Annotated in this window: 16 protein-coding genes; 4 read left to right on the forward strand and 12 right to left on the reverse strand. The window is 72.5% G+C overall.

The genetic code is table 11. From position 1 onward, the window contains the following. The first annotated feature begins 1 nt into the window (after window position 1). Complete coding sequence (locus BLW86_RS37470; protein WP_093878150.1) at window positions 2-775, forward strand: hypothetical protein; 774 nt, start codon at window positions 2-4, stop codon at window positions 773-775. A 48-nt stretch (window positions 776-823) separates the two neighbouring features. On the opposite strand, the gene BLW86_RS37475 is transcribed toward BLW86_RS37470, so the two are convergent. Next, complete coding sequence (locus tag BLW86_RS37475) at window positions 824-1,375, reverse strand: hypothetical protein (RefSeq protein WP_093878151.1); 552 nt, start codon at window positions 1,373-1,375, stop codon at window positions 824-826. A 253-nt stretch (window positions 1,376-1,628) separates the two neighbouring features. On the opposite strand from BLW86_RS37475, the gene BLW86_RS37480 reads away from it, so the two are divergent. Continuing rightward, window positions 1,629-3,908: a hypothetical protein gene (locus tag BLW86_RS37480; protein WP_256341575.1), complete on the forward strand. Its 2,280-nt coding sequence runs from the start codon at window positions 1,629-1,631 to the stop codon at window positions 3,906-3,908. A 110-nt stretch (window positions 3,909-4,018) separates the two neighbouring features. Here BLW86_RS37480 and BLW86_RS42305 read toward each other — a convergent pair whose 3' ends face one another. The 4 genes from BLW86_RS42305 to BLW86_RS37490 all read right to left on the reverse strand — a co-directional run bounded on the left by BLW86_RS42305 (window position 4,019) and on the right by BLW86_RS37490 (window position 8,740). Next, a complete protein-coding gene (locus tag BLW86_RS42305) occupies window positions 4,019-4,171 on the reverse strand; it encodes a hypothetical protein (protein ID WP_177181867.1) in 153 nt (50 codons plus the stop codon). 1,015 nt (window positions 4,172-5,186) lie between these two features. After that, window positions 5,187-6,590, reverse strand: a complete 1,404-nt coding sequence (locus BLW86_RS37485; RefSeq protein ID WP_093878153.1) for a sulfatase family protein — start codon at window positions 6,588-6,590, stop codon at window positions 5,187-5,189. 127 nt (window positions 6,591-6,717) lie between these two features. After that, on the reverse strand, window positions 6,718-6,810 hold the full coding sequence (locus BLW86_RS44160) for a putative leader peptide (protein WP_371129652.1): 93 nt from the start codon (window positions 6,808-6,810) through the stop codon (window positions 6,718-6,720). 112 nt (window positions 6,811-6,922) lie between these two features. Next, on the reverse strand, window positions 6,923-8,740 hold the full coding sequence (locus BLW86_RS37490) for a glycoside hydrolase family 15 protein (RefSeq protein WP_093878154.1): 1,818 nt from the start codon (window positions 8,738-8,740) through the stop codon (window positions 6,923-6,925). Window positions 8,741-8,929: 189 nt separating this feature from the next. On the opposite strand from BLW86_RS37490, the gene BLW86_RS37495 reads away from it, so the two are divergent. Beyond that, complete coding sequence (locus tag BLW86_RS37495; RefSeq protein WP_093878155.1) at window positions 8,930-9,406, forward strand: tautomerase family protein; 477 nt, start codon at window positions 8,930-8,932, stop codon at window positions 9,404-9,406. A gap of 154 nt (window positions 9,407-9,560) precedes the next feature. Here the strand turns inward: BLW86_RS37495 and BLW86_RS37500 are convergent, their stop codons facing one another. Beyond that, complete coding sequence (locus BLW86_RS37500; protein ID WP_177181868.1) at window positions 9,561-10,145, reverse strand: TetR/AcrR family transcriptional regulator; 585 nt, start codon at window positions 10,143-10,145, stop codon at window positions 9,561-9,563. A gap of 144 nt (window positions 10,146-10,289) precedes the next feature. Beyond that, window positions 10,290-11,072: an SDR family NAD(P)-dependent oxidoreductase gene (locus BLW86_RS37505; protein ID WP_093878157.1), complete on the reverse strand. Its 783-nt coding sequence runs from the start codon at window positions 11,070-11,072 to the stop codon at window positions 10,290-10,292. A gap of 136 nt (window positions 11,073-11,208) precedes the next feature. Here BLW86_RS37505 and BLW86_RS37510 point away from each other — a divergent pair, with 136 nt between their 5' ends. Then, window positions 11,209-11,796 carry a TetR/AcrR family transcriptional regulator gene (locus BLW86_RS37510; RefSeq protein WP_093878158.1) on the forward strand — a complete coding sequence of 196 codons (588 nt, stop codon included), beginning with the start codon at window positions 11,209-11,211 and terminating at the stop codon, window positions 11,794-11,796. Window positions 11,797-11,857: 61 nt separating this feature from the next. On the opposite strand, the gene BLW86_RS37515 is transcribed toward BLW86_RS37510, so the two are convergent. The 5 genes from BLW86_RS37515 to BLW86_RS37535 form a co-directional block, all read right to left on the reverse strand. Beyond that, window positions 11,858-12,910 carry a TIGR03571 family LLM class oxidoreductase gene (locus BLW86_RS37515; protein ID WP_093878159.1) on the reverse strand — a complete coding sequence of 351 codons (1,053 nt, stop codon included), beginning with the start codon at window positions 12,908-12,910 and terminating at the stop codon, window positions 11,858-11,860. A 91-nt stretch (window positions 12,911-13,001) separates the two neighbouring features. Continuing rightward, window positions 13,002-13,829, reverse strand: coding sequence for an aldo/keto reductase (locus tag BLW86_RS37520; protein ID WP_093879080.1), 828 nt, complete (start codon window positions 13,827-13,829; stop codon window positions 13,002-13,004). A 17-nt stretch (window positions 13,830-13,846) separates the two neighbouring features. Further along, a complete protein-coding gene (locus tag BLW86_RS37525) occupies window positions 13,847-14,206 on the reverse strand; it encodes a nuclear transport factor 2 family protein (RefSeq protein ID WP_093878160.1) in 360 nt (119 codons plus the stop codon). Then, the gene (locus BLW86_RS37530) at window positions 14,203-14,625 is read right to left on the reverse strand and encodes a GlcG/HbpS family heme-binding protein (RefSeq protein WP_093878161.1); all 423 of its coding nucleotides are present in this window, start codon (window positions 14,623-14,625) and stop codon (window positions 14,203-14,205) included. The genes BLW86_RS37525 and BLW86_RS37530 overlap by 4 nt, the downstream gene beginning before the upstream one ends. Before the next feature lie 38 nt (window positions 14,626-14,663). Continuing rightward, window positions 14,664-15,896 carry an MFS transporter gene (locus tag BLW86_RS37535; RefSeq protein ID WP_256341576.1) on the reverse strand — a complete coding sequence of 411 codons (1,233 nt, stop codon included), beginning with the start codon at window positions 15,894-15,896 and terminating at the stop codon, window positions 14,664-14,666. Between the last annotated feature and the right edge of the window lie 382 nt (window positions 15,897-16,278).

Raw genomic sequence — 16,278 nt, forward strand, 5'->3', positions numbered from 1 at the left:
GATGCCGACGCCCCGTCACCACCTCAACCGCCAGCGCCGCCGCCAGGCCCTCGCCGACCAGCCGACCGCCGCCAGGGCCCACACGACCGTCGGCCTCCTGCCCGAACCCGACTCCCGCCCCGGGCGGCGACCGGCGGCGAAGCCCGTACGAGAAACGACCGAGGCACCGGCACAGGAAGCGACCGACGACCGCCCGGCCGCCACGAGGGCCCCGAAGGGCGGGGCGCGCGCTCTCGCCCCCCTCGTCGTCCTGTGCGTCCTGACCCTCCTCCTCGGAGGCTTCGCCGGATGGGCGCACAGCAGGGCGGGAGAGCTGCGGGACGACCCCGCCCGCGGCAACACGGCCCTCACCGACCTCGCCCGTACCAGCGAGATCAAGGGACAGACCACCGCGGCCGTCGCCGCGCTCTTCTCGTACGACCACGCCGACACGGGCCCCTTCGAACGCGCCGGGAAGACCCTCCTCACCGGCAAGGCCGTGGACCAGCACCGGACGCTGTTCGGCGGGGTGCTCGCCCAGGCGGCCCGGCAGAAGACGGTGATCACCACGACGGTCACCGACAGCGCGGTCGAGCGGATCGACGGCGACCGCGCCCGGGTCCTGGTCTACGCCGACCAGAGCAGCGTCAGCACGGCCGGCACCGGCAAGCCCGGCGGGAAGCAGCAGTCGAAGACCCAGGACCAGGGCGTCTACGCGGGCGCCATGTTCGCCCTGGACGTCGTGCGCCGCGACGGACGCTGGCTCGTCGAGAACATCGACACCTTCGGCCGCTGAGCCTCCCTCACCGGAGACGATGCGACATTCGGGCGCCGGGACCGGTGCTCAGTCCTCGTCCTTCTCGGTGCCGGGGGCGTAGTCGTCCAGTTCCGCCCGCAGGGAGCCCGGGCCGCGTGCGGGGTCCTCGCGGAGAAGGGTGAGGAAGCTGCTGAGGGGATGGTGCTGGGGGCGGGCGTCGTAGTCGATGCCCTCGGGGTCCTGGTACTCGCCCAGGCGCGCGAAGGGAACGATCACGTAGGGGCGTCGGGACCAGGGGTGGCTGTCGGCGGGTTCGGGGTCCATGCGCCACTCGGTGCCGCGGGTGCGGTTGTGGACTTCGCCGACGTACCAGCAGGCCACCTGCACCCAGGGGGTGTGCTCGTGAGCGAACAGGTCGTCGACGGACGTGAGGTGTTCGCGGACGAGCGCCTCCACGCGGTCGAGGGAGCGTTCGCCGAAGTCCCATCCGCCGCCGTGGTCGCGGCTCCACCCGTCGAAGCGGTCCCGCTGCTCGCGCAGCCAGGCCGCGAGCCGCGGGTTGTCGGCGTGCGCCGTGTCGATGCGCTCGGCGACGGCATGCTCGTCCTCGTCCTCGTACTCCTGGATCTCATCGCTCACAACAGCTAAGCCTAGTCCTCGATGTGACCGTAAGGATCCTGAATCTGCACCGAGTTAACACAGGGCGTGCCACCCGAATCGCGTTGCTGCGGCAAAGTGAGGCCCTAGGATCGGACCGCTTGCGCGGCGCCCACATGAGCAGCGGGGGCCCTGGCGCCGCGCGACCGGAATCCGACCCGTGGGGGCTCCCGGGGGAAACACTGTGAAGCCAGCACGAATAGCACGCCGCCGGCGTGCGTTCAGAAACGGCCTGATGGCGCTCGCCTGCGCCACCGCCGTCACCGTCTCCGGCCAGACCGGCGCCGGCGTCGCCGAGGCCGCGCCGCCGAAGCTGAAGCCCGGCAAGCGCTGTGACGAGCTGTACGGGGTGAAGAACGTCCCCACGGGGGGTGGCCTGCCCCAGGGGGACGCATCCCGGGCGGTGGACCGCTGGGACACCTACGAGTACACCAACCCAGGCCTCCAGTTCGACGGCCTCAACCCGACCCAGGCCGAACTGAACGCGGCGGGCAGCGACTACAAGAAGTACGACCACAGCGACCCGCGCCGCATCTACGCCCGCTTCAACGCGCAGAAGAGGTGGACGAGTTTCAGCGACTACCTCTCGAAGGTCTACATCCCGAACCAGGGCTACGACGCCCGGGGCAAGGCGTTCATGGCCAAGGTCGTGCGGGAGATGGGGCTGACCGGCCCGGACTGGATCTGCGAGAAGGAGTTCTACTTCACCGACCCCGACACCGGGGAGCGTCACGTGCGACGGCTGGACGCCTTCAACAAGCGCTCCCGGGAGATCGTCGAGGGCAAGTCCAACGGCAGCCCCGACGCCCGCGAGAAGCCCGCGGACCGCGCCTGGGCCAAGAACCCCGGCTGGCGCTCGTACAAGTACACCTATGTGTTCGCCGAGAACCAGACCCGCGACGCCAAGAACTTCATGAACGAGTTGAAGGGCCTCGCGGGCAAGGACGAGATCGGCAACGAACGGGTCCGCTCCTACAACTACCAGTCCCACCACAAGGGAGTGCCGCCCAAGGGCACCGAGAACGGGCCGTACCGGGCGAACGGCACGACGATGTCACCGGGCAACGGCACCTCCACCGGTTCCCGTGGCTCCGGCAACCAGGTGATCAGGCAGTCCCCGCCGAACCCGCAGACGCTCAAGGAGCAGCTCGACCGGCTGGGCAAAACGGGTCAGCGGTCGCTGATGAACCGGGGCCTCGGCGGCATCGACTTCACCACCCTCGACCTGCGGTACATCGGCAAGGCCAAGAGCGGCAAGGGACTGGACTACGCGTTCTCCGCCAAGTCGGTGGAGGACGAGTACGCCGCCGGGTGGGGCGGCCGGGAGAAGGGCGACCTGATCTCCGACGCGTTCTTCACCTGGCTCGCCCTGGACCCCTCCACGTTCTGGGTGAACCTCAACCCGGACGAGCCGAACCGCATCATCGACGCCGACTTCGGCAGGACCGACGCGGGCCGGGTGCTGCTGGAGGCGGACCTGGAGCTGAAGCACGACATCTTCAAGGCCATGGACCCGGAGACGGACGCGGGCCGGAACTTCATGAACGCCCTGCCCAAGCGCAACGGTTTCCCCTGCTGGGCGGGCTTCCGCTACTGGATCGAACCCGAGACCGCCGTCGTACGCGAGCAGGACGGCGGCATCCACATCCTCGACACCCCGCTGAAGCTGTCCACGGTGCCGCAGGAGACCCACACGCAGCCGCCCGGCGGAAAGGGCTGCGACCTCACCGAGGCCGAGACCCAGCAGTCCGACCGCGTTCTCGACCGCTACATCACGCCCCTCGTCGCGGAGAAGGTCAACAACGGCGACTACTACGCCGACCTGCGCCGCGTCTACACCGCACGCGTCGCCGCCGAGTGGGTCCGGCAGAACGCCGCCGACATGCCCGCCGAGTACCGCAGGATCATCAACAGCAACGACGTGAAGCGCTGGCCGCTGCGCGCCCCGCACCAGAACTGGACCGGCAAGCAGGTCTGGGACCGCTACTACAAGGCGTTCACCGAAGGCACGTTCAAGTACAAGTGGTCCAACGGCGAGGACGTCTACGTCTACACCGTGGGCGGAGTCGACTTCTCCAAGCAGCCCAAGCGGAACATGAACCCGGTGCGCTTCCGCACCGAGCAGCGCTACAAGCCCCGCACCGTCGGCTACGCGGTCGACACCATCGCGGACGACCCGAACAAGGCGGGCTACCTGATGTTCGGCGGCAACAGCGCCGGACACTCCGAGGCCGGCACCCCCACCCCCACCCCCACGCCGACCGGCACCGGGAAGCCGACCCCGAGTCCGACCGGCACGGGGAAGCCGACCCCCGCCCCGACGGATACGGCGCCCACGGCCGGCCACTCCCCGGACGCCACCACCCCGCCGGGCCCGAAGGATCCGGAGGGCGACCTCGCCGACACCGGCAGCAGCACCCCCGTCGGCCTGATCGGCGGCCTCGCCGCCGCCGCGATCGTCGCGGGCGGCGCGCTCGTCTGGTGGCTCCGCCGCCGGGCGAACACCGGGAACTGACCGGCGCGGCAGCGCCGTAGCACAGGAGCGGGCCCTTCCCGTACGCGGGAAGGGCCCGCTCGTACGCGGGAAGGTCCCCTCCGCGCGCCCCGGACGGCCGGCCGCTCGGCTCACGCCGTGGCGGCCCGCTTCCGCGCGGCGACCAGCTGCGCCTCCGTCCTGTCCGGGAGCGTGTCCAGGTCGATGAAGGCGTGGTACGCGCCGACGGCGTCCGCGTCGCCGAAGCCCGCGCCGCGCAGGATCCCGAGGATCGCCTCGTCCACCTCGATCTCCCGGGGTCGGCGCCGTCGACGAGTACTTCCCCTGCGTGGCCGTCGTGCTGCCGGGACGGCACGCCGAGGGCTTCGCGGCCTACGGCAGGGAACGGCTCGGCGGCCGGCCCGACGACATCCTGAGGCACCGCTACCTGCGCGACCGGGGCGTGCCCCCGCTACGTCGCCGTGCCCGACCTCACCGGGCACGAGGACCGCGGCTCGATCTCCGGGAACGCCTTCCGCGGCCCCGCCGCCCGGTCTGCTTCCTGCCGAAGGACGCGTCCCGCCGGAAGACGCGCAGGCCCAGGAGAGCCGGACCCTCACCGATCTGACCGTGCTGCCGTTCTTCAAGCACGGCGTCGCGCAGTGCGCCGACCGGGCCCCCGGCCCGGGCCCGGAGCGCCGGCTGCTCCTCTCGCCGAGGTGGCACGGCAGGCCCGTACAGCGGGCGCGGACCTCGTGCTCGGCGCCGAGGTCACCGGCGTCGCGATCACGGCGGGCACGGACCCGTCCCGCGCCCGGGTGACCTGCCGCAGGGGCGGGCGGACCCGCACGGCCGAGGCCCGGCACTGCGTGAGCAGCATCCCCGTACCCGTGCTCAGGAGCATCGGCCGGACCGGATCCTCCACGGCGTTCGAATCCACCCTCCGGGTCGTCGAGTTCGAGAAGACCTGCACGGTGGGCCGACGGGCCGAGCGGCGCTTCTGGGAGGACGACAGCACCTGCGCCTACGGAGGCATCAGCGGGACCTCCCACGCCCTCACCCGGATCTGGTACCCGCCCACCGGCCACTTCTCCGGCCGCGGCACCCTGACCGGCGCCTACGACTTCGCCGGGGTCACCGAACGCTTCGGCGCCCTCCCCACCGGCGAACGGCTCGCCGCGGCCCGCGCGGGCGCCGCCGAACTCCACACGGGAGGTGATCACGGTCCCGGACTCCGTCGCCCTCACCCAGGGCCTGGCCTGAGACCCGGAGACCCGGCCGGCACACCCGGCCGGGTCCCACCGCGCGGGCGGGGAGGGCTCAGTAGCGGAGGAGCCCCGCGTCGATCCGCTCCCACGAGGCCCGCAGCTCGGCCAGCCGTGCCTGCTCGAACGGCGCCCGGTCCGCCTGCTCGCGGGAGTCCTCGGACAGGTGGAAGAGCTGGTCCCGGCCGGACTTGCCCCGGTAGTACTTCCAGTCGCCCCGGCGCAGCGCCCGCTCGCCCCGCACCCGCCAGAACAGGTCCCGCTCCGGCACCTCGGCGCCGCGCAGCAGGTGCCCGGCGAGGCTGGTGCCGTCGAGGGGGTACGCCGGGTGGGGGCGGGCGCCGGCCAGGTCCAGCAGGGTCGCCGTCCAGTCGGGCGTGAACACCGGCAGGTCGCTGACCTGTCCGCCGTCGATCCGGGCGGGCCAGCGCAGGATCGAGGGGACGCGGATGCCGCCCTCCTGGAGCGAGGCCTTGTTCCCGGACAGCGGCCAGTTGTAGGAGAAGCGCTCGCCGCCGTTGTCGCTGGCGAAGAAGACGAGGGTGTCCTGCTCCTGGCCGGACCGCTTCAGCGCAGCGAGGACCTGTCCGATCGAACGGTCGAGGTCCTCGACCATCTCCTTGTACTTCTCGACGGAGCCGCCGTCCTGGTGCCAGAGGGCGGAGCGGTCGCCGGCCTTGATCCGGCGGACGATCTCGGCGCTCGCCTCCGTGTCTCCGTCGGCGATCCAGGGCCAGTGCGGGGTGGTGAAGTTCAGGTTGAGCAGCCAGGGCTTCTCGTGGTCGCGGCCGACGTACTCGCTCGCCCGCTCGGTGAGGATGCGGGTGTAGTACCGCAGGTCCTTGTACTCGGCGTCGCCCTCGTAGAGGTCGTACTCGCCGCCGAGACCGAGCTTCGAGTAGTACTCCAGGGCCCCGCCGAAGTTGCCGAAGAACTCGTCCCAGCCGGAGCGGGTGGGGGAGTAGTCGGGGAGGTAGCCGCAGTGCCACTTGCCGATGAGGGCGGTCGCGTAGCCGGAGTCACGGAGCAGCGAGGCGAGCGTGGGGTGGGTGGGCTCCAGACCGACGGACCTGTCGGCGATCGGCTCGGCGAGCCCGCCCTTCGTACGACCCGGGTAGCGGCCGGTGTAGAGGCTGAAGCGGGTGGGGGAGCAGGTCGCGGAGCCGGAGTAGGCGTCGGTGAAGCGGACGCCCTGGCGGGCGAGGCGGTCCAGGTGGGGCGTGCGGATGTGCGGGGAGCCGTACGAGGAGAGGTCGGCCCAGCCGAGGTCGTCGCCCAGGATGAAGAGGATGTTGGGCCGCCGGGAGTGGCGGCGCGGCTGCGCGGCGCGGAAGGGACGCTCCTGCGGGTCGGGCACGGGGGCCGCCTGGGCGGCGGTCGCGGTGGCGCCGAGGGCGGCCGCGGCGGCGGCACCGGCGGCGACCCCTCCGAGGGCGCGGCGGGACAGGGGCGTGGACATACGGGGTCTCCAGAAGGGCGTGCGGACGTGCGGGCATGCCTCCGGGGCCCGGTGGGCGGGGGACGGCGCCGCGGGCGGGGCGGGCGGAGGAGTGGTGGGGGTACGGCCGGGTGAGCGGAAGGGGCCGTCAGGCGCAGCGACAGACCGCGCTCGCGACACGGACGAGGTCCACGTGTCGGCGCTGGACGAGGGTGACCGAGGGGTCACGCGGGGGCTGCATGGGGCAGGAGTCTCGTCGGGCCGGCCGGGGGCGTCAACGGTGTACAGGCAGGTTGACGCGCGTAGTTCGCATGATCGAAACGGTTCGTACGTGGTCGCGCCGGTCCTCGGCGTCAGCCGTCCAGCGCCTCGTCGAGGGTCAGCGCGGCGGTGATCAGCGCGAGGTGGGTGAAGGCCTGCGGGAAGTTGCCGAGTTGTTCGCCGGTCGGACCGATCTCCTCGGCGAACAGCCCGACGTGGTTGGCGTAGGTGAGCATCTTGTCGAAGGCGTACCGGGCCTTCTCGAGCCGACCGGCCCGGGCGAGCGCGTCCACGTACAGGAAGCTGCACAGCGAGAAGGTGCCCTCGGAGCCGCGCAGACCGTCGGGGGAGGCGGCCGGGTCGTAGCGGTAGACCAGGCTGTCGGAGACCAGTTCACGGTCCATCGCGTCCAGGGTGGACAGCCAGCGCGGGTCGCGCGGCGCGATGAACCGGGTGATCGGCATCATCAGCAGCGAGGCGTCCAGGACCTCGCTGCCGTAGTGCTGCACGAAGGCCTGCCGCTCGACGGACCAGCCGCGCTCCATCACCTGGTGCAGCACCGCGTCCCGGGCGGCCGTCCAGCGCGGCAGGTCGGCGGGGCGGCCGAACTCGTGGGCCATCCGCACCGCGCGGTCGAAGGCGACCCAGCACATCAGCCGGCTGTACGTGAAGTCCTGGCGGCCGCCGCGGGTCTCCCAGATCCCCTCGTCCGGGCGGTCCCAGTGCTCGCACAGCCAGTCCACCGTGGCGGCGAAGCGCTGCCAGCCGTCGTAGCCGGCCAGCTGCGCCAGGTCGCGGGCCTGCGCGTAGGCATGGACGGCCTCGCCGTAGATGTCCAGCTGGAGCTGGTCGGCGGCGCCGTTGCCGGCCCGGACCGGGGCCGAGCCGCGCCAGCCCTCCAGATGGTCCAGCACCTCCTCCCCCAGCTCCGGGTCGCCGTCCACCCGGTACATGATCTGCAGCGGCTCGCCGCTGACCGTGCCACCGGCCTGCAGCCGGGCGCCCAGCCAGCGGCGGAAGGCGTCCGCCTCCTCGGTGAAGCCCAGGTCGACCATCGCGCGCACGGACAGCGAGGCGTCCCGGATCCAGGTGTAGCGGTAGTCCCAGTTGCGTTCGCCGCCGACCTGTTCGGGCAGCCCCATGGTGGCGGCGGCCACCGGCGCGCCGGACGGGGCGTACGTGAGCAGCTTCAGCGTGATCGCCGAGCGGTTGACCTGCTCTTGCCAGCGGCCGCGGTAGCGGCAGCGGCCGATCCAGTCGTGCCAGAAGAAGCGGACCCCGTCGAAAGCGGCCCGCAGGCTCGCTTCGTCGGCCGGCTCGGGAGGCCCGGCGCCGGGGGCGTCCAGGGTGAGCACGGCGGCGGCGCGCTGACCGGCGGTCAGCTCCACCTCGGCGCGGACGTCCCGGCCGTCACGCTCCAGCGCGATGGCGCCGAGCACCTGGAGGTGGGCGACGGCCGTGGCTCCGGCGAAACGGGCGATGGCGCCGTCGAGGACCAGCTCGTGCGTCTCCCGGCCGTAGTCGAAGCGCGGCCGGCACTCGACCGTGAAGCGGACGGTGCCGCGGACCACCCGCAGCACCCGGACCAGGGTGTGCCGGTCGGCGGGCACGGTCGGGTCCGCGAGCAGCGGCATGAAGTCCGCCACCTCGCCGACCCCGTCGGGAGTGAGGAAGCGGGTGAGCAGCACCGCGCTGTCGGCCAGGTACAGCTGACGCACCGTCGTGCCGGGTGCCTCCACGGTGATCGAGAAGTGGCCGCCGCGCTCGTGGTCGAGGAGCCGGCCGAAGACGCTCGGGGAGTCGAAGCGGGGCGAGCAGAACCAGTCCACGACACCCTCGGCGGACACCAGCGCGCACGTCTGCAGGTCTCCGACGAGACCGTGGTCGGCGATCGGCGGGTAGCGGTGCATCGGCGGCGTCCTCGTGGGTTCGGGGCGACAGGCGATCCTCCACCCCACCCTCGGGCGGGACGGCCCCCCGGGCCACCGGGGCTGCGCCGAACAAGCGCCGTGGCCGGCGGGGAGGGACGGAGGTGGATATGACGACTGTTATAAAGCAGGTGTAGCCTCTGCCTATAACAGTCGTCATAGGAGAGGGCCATGACCGTCATCACCGTGAACGCGCCGAAGGGTCGCTTGGGGCCGGAGCACCGCCGCGAGCTGGCCGAGACACTGACCGACGCCGTACTCGTGCCCGAGGTCGGGCAGTTCGCCCCCGCCGCGCGGGCGGGCTTCCAGGTGCACTTCGTCGAGCGCGAGCCCGACATGATGGCCATCGGCGGCCGACTCCTGACGGACGCGGGACCGGATCCCGACGTGATGGTGATCGACGTGGCGGTCATGGACGGTGACTGGCGTCAGGAGGTCCGTACCCAGGTCGTCGAGCGCGTTCTGGCCGCGATGGCCGACGCCTGCGGCCTGGCCGAGCCGTCACCGGCGTGGTGGGTGAACTTCCGCGTGATCGACGAGGGCAGCTGGGGTGCCGGCGGCGGTGTGCTCTCGCTCCTCCCGCTCCTCGACAGCGGCGTGTTCACGGAGGAGAAGGCCGCGGCCGTCCGCTCCGCCCTCGGGGCGTAGGGCGGGCCGGGGCGAGCGGGGCCGGGTCAGCTCGGGTCAGTCCGGCTCGGGTCGGGTCGGTCCGGATCGGGTCGGGTCGGTCCGGGTCGGGTCGGTCCGGGTCGGCGGGAAGAGCCGGGAAGGAAGGGCCCGCTCGGCCTCCGCTCGCCCCCGCTCAGTCCCCGATCGCGTCGGCGATCAGTGCCCGGAGCTGTGCGGCCGTGCGGTCCAGGGGGTCGGTGCTGCGCTTGGCGCGACACATGGCCACCGTGCCCTCCACGGCGGCGACGACGAGCGTGGCGATCTGCGCGGCCCGCTCGGCGTCGGCGCCGTGTGCCCGCAGGGAGTCCGCGAGCAGGCCCTCCCACAGCTCGAAGACCTCCGCCGCGGCGGCCAGGGCGGGCGGGACTTCGTCCGTGGGCGGTTCCTCGATGGCGACGGCCAGGACGGGGCAGCCCGCGTGGAAGTCGGTGTCCACGACGATCTTCCGCCACAGGGCGAGGAAGGCGTCGAGGCCCGCGGCCGGGCCCGTTTCCAACTCCATGCGCAGGCTGCGGGCCACCCGGTCGCCCGTGTGGCGGACGGCCTCCGAGGCCAGCTGCTGCTTGCCCTCGGGGAAGTAGTGATACGTGGAACCGAGCGGCGCCTTGGCGTGCTTGGCCATCTCGCGGATGCTCGTGGCGCTCAGGCCGCGCCGGCCGATCATGTCCGCCGCGCCCACCACGATCCGCTCGCGGGACGGCGTGCTGCTCTGGGGCACCTGTCTCCACACCCTTCCGGCTATGACGATCGTCATAGCCTACCGTGATCCGCGCGTACGGCGGCGGTCGCAAGCGAGGGTCGGGCCAGGTGGTCGGGCCGGGGGCGGGGACCTGCGATCGGGGACCGGCGGCCCAGGGGATCTCTAGGCGGTCTTGACCGCTCCGCCGTCGACGATGTGGTCGGTCCCGGTGGTCGCGGAGGCGAGGGGCGAGGCGAGGTACGCGACCAGGGCCGCGACCTCGTCGGGTTCGACGAGCCGGTCGATGAGCATGCCCATCGCCGTGGGGAGCCCGGCCAGGAGCTGGGCGTGGGGGACCCCCATGGCGGCGGCGAGCTCGGCACCGTAACCGGTCGGGCTCTCCCACATGTCGGTGCGGACCGGCCCCGGTGAGACGGTGTTCACCCGCACGCCCCGCGGGCCGACCTCTTCCGCCAGCGCCTTGCCGAACGCGGTGAGCGCGGCTTTGGCGGTGGTGTACGCGATGGGGCCGGAGTGCGGGACGCGGGCGCCGATCGACGACACGTTGACGATCGCGCCGCGGGCGGTCAGCAGGGCGGGCAGGGCGGCGCGGGTGACGCGGACGGTGGCCAGGAGGTTCAGGTCCATGATCTGCGCCCACTGTGCGTCGGTGACGTCGAGGAAGCCGCCGTTCACACCGCCGTCGCCGCCGCCGACGTTGTTGACCAGGATGTCGATGCCGCCCAGCTCGGCTGCGGCCTCCGCGACCAGTCGCTCCGCTGCGGCGGGGGTGGAGAGGTCGACCGCCACCGGTATCGCGCCGGCCGCCGCCAGTTCCGGGGCGGGTGTGCGGGCGGCGGCCGCGACGCGCACCCCTTCGGCGGCCAGGGCGCGGGTGACGGCCAGTCCGATGCCCCTGCTGGCGCCCGTGACGAGGGCGGTCTTGCCGTTCAACTGCAGGTCCATGTGTTCCTCCGCAAACAGACGCGACTTTGTCGATGCGTGAAACTTAGAACATGCATCAGTGATGTTGCAAGTTGTGGGCGAACTGCCGCGCCGTCGTAACCTCAGGAGGTCATCGTTCGATCGGAAGGACCGCCTCATGGCGCTGCCCCCCTCCACGAAGCCCCTGCGCGCCGATACCGAGCGGACCGTGCGCGCGATCCTCGAAGCCGCGGAGCGGGTGCTGTCCGCGAACCCCGCGGCCACCATGGAGCAGATCGCCGAGGCCGCCGGGGTCGCGCGGACCACCGTGCACCGACGGTTCGCCTCACGGGAGGCGCTCATCGGGGCGCTGTCCGCCTGGGCGGCGCAGCGGTTCCACGAGGCCGTCGAAGCCGCCCGGCCGGACACCACCCCGCCCGACGTCGCGCTCTACCAGGTCACCGCGAACGTGCTCCGTGTGAAGATCGGCTGGGGCTTCGCCATGGGCGCCCTGCCCACCGACGCCCCCGAGGTCGCGCGCGTGCACGCCGACGTCCTGGCCCGGTGCGAGCGGCTGTTCATCCGCCTCCGCGAGGTCGGTGTGCTCCCGCCCGACAGCGATCTGGACTGGACGCGCCGCGTCTACTACGCCCTCATCCACGAAGCCGCCACCCAGGCCCCGGAGACCGACGCCGACATGGACGCTCTCGCCACACGCGTCGTCGACACCCTGCTGCACGGCCTCGGCGCGCGCACCACCGCCTGACCGTCGTGGGTACCGGGCGGAAGCCCGCGGCCCCGGGCCGCGGGCTTCCTGCGAGGAACCGCTACGAACGCGACTCGCCCGGCCGCCCATCGCCGTCCACGCCCGGCGTCGCCGGGGGCGACGGCCGGCCCACGGGCGTGGGGAAGTGGGGCAGGACGTCCTCGGCGAGTTCCCGCAGCACCTCGTCGACGGGCCGGTCGTTCGGCCGCAGGTTGAAGGAGACATGGGCGACGCCGAGGGCGGCCATCTGTTCCAGGTGGCCGCGCAGCGCCTTGCTGCCCGTGCTGAGGCCCAGGCGGATGGGGCGCGGCGAGGCGCCCGGGTCCTCCCGCAGATCCAGGATCATCGGCGTGAGGTACGGCTTCCCGCCGCCCGTGAGTTCCTGCCACCCGCGCGTCCTCAGGCGCAGCGCGCCCAGGTCGCGCGGGTAGTTGAGGGAGGCGTCGGCGTGCTCGGCGATCCACTCGGGCGTCTGCTGCGCGCCGCCGGCGACGGCGAGGGGGATCCCGGCCGGGTGGACGGGCTTGGGTAGGACCTCCAGTTCCCGGTCCGCACCGAGTCCGGCCCGGGGCAGCTCCAGCGGGCCCGTGCGCCAGGCGGCGCGCAGGGTCTCGACGCCCTCGCGAAAGGCCGTGCCGCGCGCCTCGAAGTCCCGCCCGAACAGCGGGTACTCCACGGGGCGGTCGCCGCTCGCGAGGCCGAGCAGCATGCGGCCGCCCGACAGGACATCGACGCTGGCCGCGGCCTTGGCGACCAGCAGCGGGTCGCGCAGGGGCAGCACGATCGCGCCGGTGCCGAGGACGGCGTTCTCGGTGACGGCGGCCAGATGGCCGAGGTGGGTGAAGGTCTCGAAGACCGAGCCGGCGTCGCCGAACCGGACGGGGTCGTACAGCGGCACGTCCCGCAGCCACAGGGCGGCGAAGCCGAGCCGGTCGGCGAGCCGGGCGAGCCGGGTGTGCTCGGTCAGGTCGGGGACGCCGAAGGGGCGCCCGGCCTCGCGGTCGGCGTGGACGCGCGCCGTGCCCCGGTCGTTGTCGAGGGGGAGTTCGAGGCCGAGGGTGAGCCGCCCGGCACCGGGGGCCAGGCGGGCGAGAGCGGGATGGAGGGGTGCCACGGCGTGTGTCCTTCCGGGCGGACGGGCGGGGTCCCGCCCCGGGGACCGGAGGCCTGCCGGGGACGGAGCCCGTGGGGAGAGGGGTGCCGGCTCAGCCGAGTTCGTCGGGGTGCGGGCCGGTCCGCAGATCGCGGTCGAGCGCGGCCACGGCCCGCATCTCCTCGTCCGTGAGGGCGAAGTCGAAGACGTCGAAGTTCTCGCGGATCCGGGCCGGGGTGACCGACTTGGGGATGACGACGTTGCCGAGCTGCAGATGCCAGCGGATGACGACCTGCGCGGGGGACTTGTCGTACCGGGCGGCGATGGCCGCGACGGCCGGGTCGCCGAGGACGGCGCCCTGGGCGAGCGGGCTCCACGCCTCGGTGGCGATGCCGTGCTCGGCGTGGAAGGCGCGCAGTTCGGTCTGCTGCAGGCCGGGGTGGAGCTCGACCTGGTTGACGGCCGGGGTCAGCGCCGTACCGTCCATCAGCCGCCGCAGATGCGCGGGCTGGAAGTTGGAGACACCGGCTGCGCGGACGCGGCCTTCCTCGGCGAGGCGCTCCAGGGCGCGCCAGGAGTCCCGGTACAGGTCGCGGGCGGGCGCAGGCCAGTGGATCAGGTAGAGGTCGACGTGGTCGAGGCCGAGCTTGGCGAGGCTGGCGTCGAAGGCGCGGAGGGTGGAGTCGTAACCCTGGTCGGCGTTCCACAGCTTGGTGGTGACGAAGAGCTCCTCGCGGGGCAGCCCGGAGGCGGCCAGCGCACGGCCGACGCCGGTCTCGTTGCCGTAGATCGCGGCGGTGTCGATGCTGCGGTAACCGGCCTCCAGGGCGGCGGTGACGGCGGCGGTGGTCTCGTCGTCGGGGACCTGGAAGACGCCGAAGCCGAGCTGGGGGATCTCGACGCCGTTGTTCAGGGTGACGGTGGGAACGGCGGGGGCCATGGTGAGCGGGTGCTCCTTCACTGGGTGCGTTCGATGAGGGTGTAGCGGACGGTCTGGGCGCTGATGAGCCCGTCGCGGAAGACGAAGGTGTCGACACCGTCGAGGACCTCGTGGGTGGAGCCGGTGGCGGTCCACTGCAGGAACAGGACGTCGCCCGCGAACCGCGGGGCGAGCTGCCGGTCGGCGTCGGGCAGGTCGGACAGGAGCCGGCCGATGCCCTCCCTCACGCCCTCTCGTCCGGCCAGGACGCCGTCGGGGGTGATGAAGACCGCGTCCTCGGTGTGGTTCCGGCTGATCAGGTCGAGGTCGCCGCTGCCGAGGCGGGTGCCGTGGTCGGCGAAGACCTCCTGCGGAGTGCGGGTGCGGGGGCCGCTCATCGGGAGAGCTCCTCCAGCGCGGTGGCGGCGAAGCCGTGGTCCTGCTCGGGGGCGCCGCCGCCCACGCCGATCGCGCCGATCAGACGGCCGTCGCGGTGGACGGGGATGCCGCCGGCGATGAACAGCAGCGGCCGGTCGAGCGCGGTGGGCAGCGAGTGGAACGGGCCGTCGGGCTTCACGAGGTCGACCAGGTCGGCGGTCGGGGCGTTCAGCTGGAGCGCGGTGTACGCCTTGCGCGTGCTGGTCTCGCCCGAGATCAGCACCGCACGGTCGTCCCGGCGGAAGGCCAGCAGGTGCCCGCCCGCGTCCAGGACGGTGACGCTGACGGTGACCCCGGCGGCCTCGGCGGCGCGGCGGGCGGCGGTGATCAGGGTCTCGGCGTCGGCGGTGCTCAGCGGGGTGACGGCGGTGGTGCTCATGGCGCTTCTCCTGGGGCGGTGGAAAGGGGGAGCGGGGATCAGTGGTGTACGGGGGTGGGGGTACGGACGCCGGCACCGGCGGCATCGGCGTCGGTGCCGGCGGCATCGGCGTCGGCCTCGACCGCGGGAGTACGGCGCTCCAGGGCCGCGGACCAGAAGGCGAGGCCCAGCGCGGCGGCGGCGAGGGCGGCGCCGACCCAGTTCGGGGCGGTGTAGCCGAGGCCGGCGGCGATGACGAGGCCGCCGAGCCAGGCGGCGAGCGCGTTGCCGAGGTTGAAGGCGCCGATGTTGACGGCGGAGGCCAGGGTGGGCGCGCCGTGGGCCTGGTCGAGGACGCGCTTCTGGAGCGGGGGCACGGTGGCGAAGCCGAGTGCTCCGACGAGGAGGATGGCGATCGCGGCGAGGATCTTGTTGTGGGCGACCACGGTGAACAGCGCGAGGACGACCGCGAGGCTGCCGAGGGTGGTGTACAGCAGGGGCATCAGCGCGCGGTCGGCGTACCGGCCGCCGAGCAGGTTGCCGAGGAACATGCCGACGCCGAAGAGGACGAGCAGCCAGGTGACGGAGCCGTCGGAGTAGCCGGCGACCTCGGTCATCATCGGCGCGATGTAGGTGATCGCGGCGAAGACACCGCCGAAGCCGAGCACGGTCATCGCCATCGCGAGCAGCACCTGCGGATTGCGGAAGGCCGTCAGCTCGCCGCGCAGCCGGGTGCCCTCGGGGCGGGGCATGGCGGGTACGAGCTTGGCGATGCCGAGCAGGCCGATCACGCCGAGCACGGCGACGATGGCGAAGGTGGTGCGCCATCCGACCGTCTGCCCGATGAAGGTGCCGAGCGGCACGCCGACGATGTTGGCGACGGTCAGGCCGGTGAACATGGTGGCGATGGCGCCGGCCTTCTTGTCCGGGGCGACCAGGCCGGCGGCGACGACGGAGCCGATGCCGAAGAACGAGCCGTGCGCGAGCGAGGCGACGACGCGACCGGTCAGCATCAGCCCGAAGCTCGGGGCGACGGCGGAGAGCAGGTTGCCGAGCACGAACAGGCCCATCAGAAGCATCAGCATCCGCTTCCGGCTCACCTTGTTGCCGAGGACGGTCAGCACCGGCGCCCCGAGGACGACACCGAGCGCGTAGCCGGTGACCAGCAGGCCGGCGGTGGGGATGGTGACGCCGTACTCGGAGGCGATGTCGGGCAGGAGGCCCATGATGACGAATTCCGTGGTGCCGATGCCGAAGGCGCCGACAGCCAGGGCGAGGAGTGCGAGCGGCATGGCTCAACCCTTCCGTAATTGCTTGAGCGAGCTCTTTGCGTGCCTTCACAATAGTTGCATGCGCGCCATATATGCAAACGCGGGTAGGTGGTGAGGTCTGGATGGCGCTGGGTGCAGGTGAATTCGGCCCAGAGCCGGCGCGGGCTGCTCGGTACTACTGCGGGCTAGGCCAGGGATCAACCGACCTCGACGGCCTCTTGGCCTGCTGGGGGTGCAGGCGGGCCCTCCTGCCTACCAGCGGAAACGGTGATTCGGCGCCTCATCGGCAAAGCGCTCGGTCGCGTATGGCTCGGATCTTGGTGAGGAGCAGTGATGAGGTGGGCGGTGCCGAGTCGCGTGGCGCACGGGAACGCCGCCTCCTGAACGTTGTGGCGTGCGTCCG

It is taken from the genome of Streptomyces sp. TLI_105, assembly GCF_900105415.1.
In the GTDB taxonomy this organism is placed as follows: Bacteria; Actinomycetota; Actinomycetes; order Streptomycetales; family Streptomycetaceae; genus Streptomyces.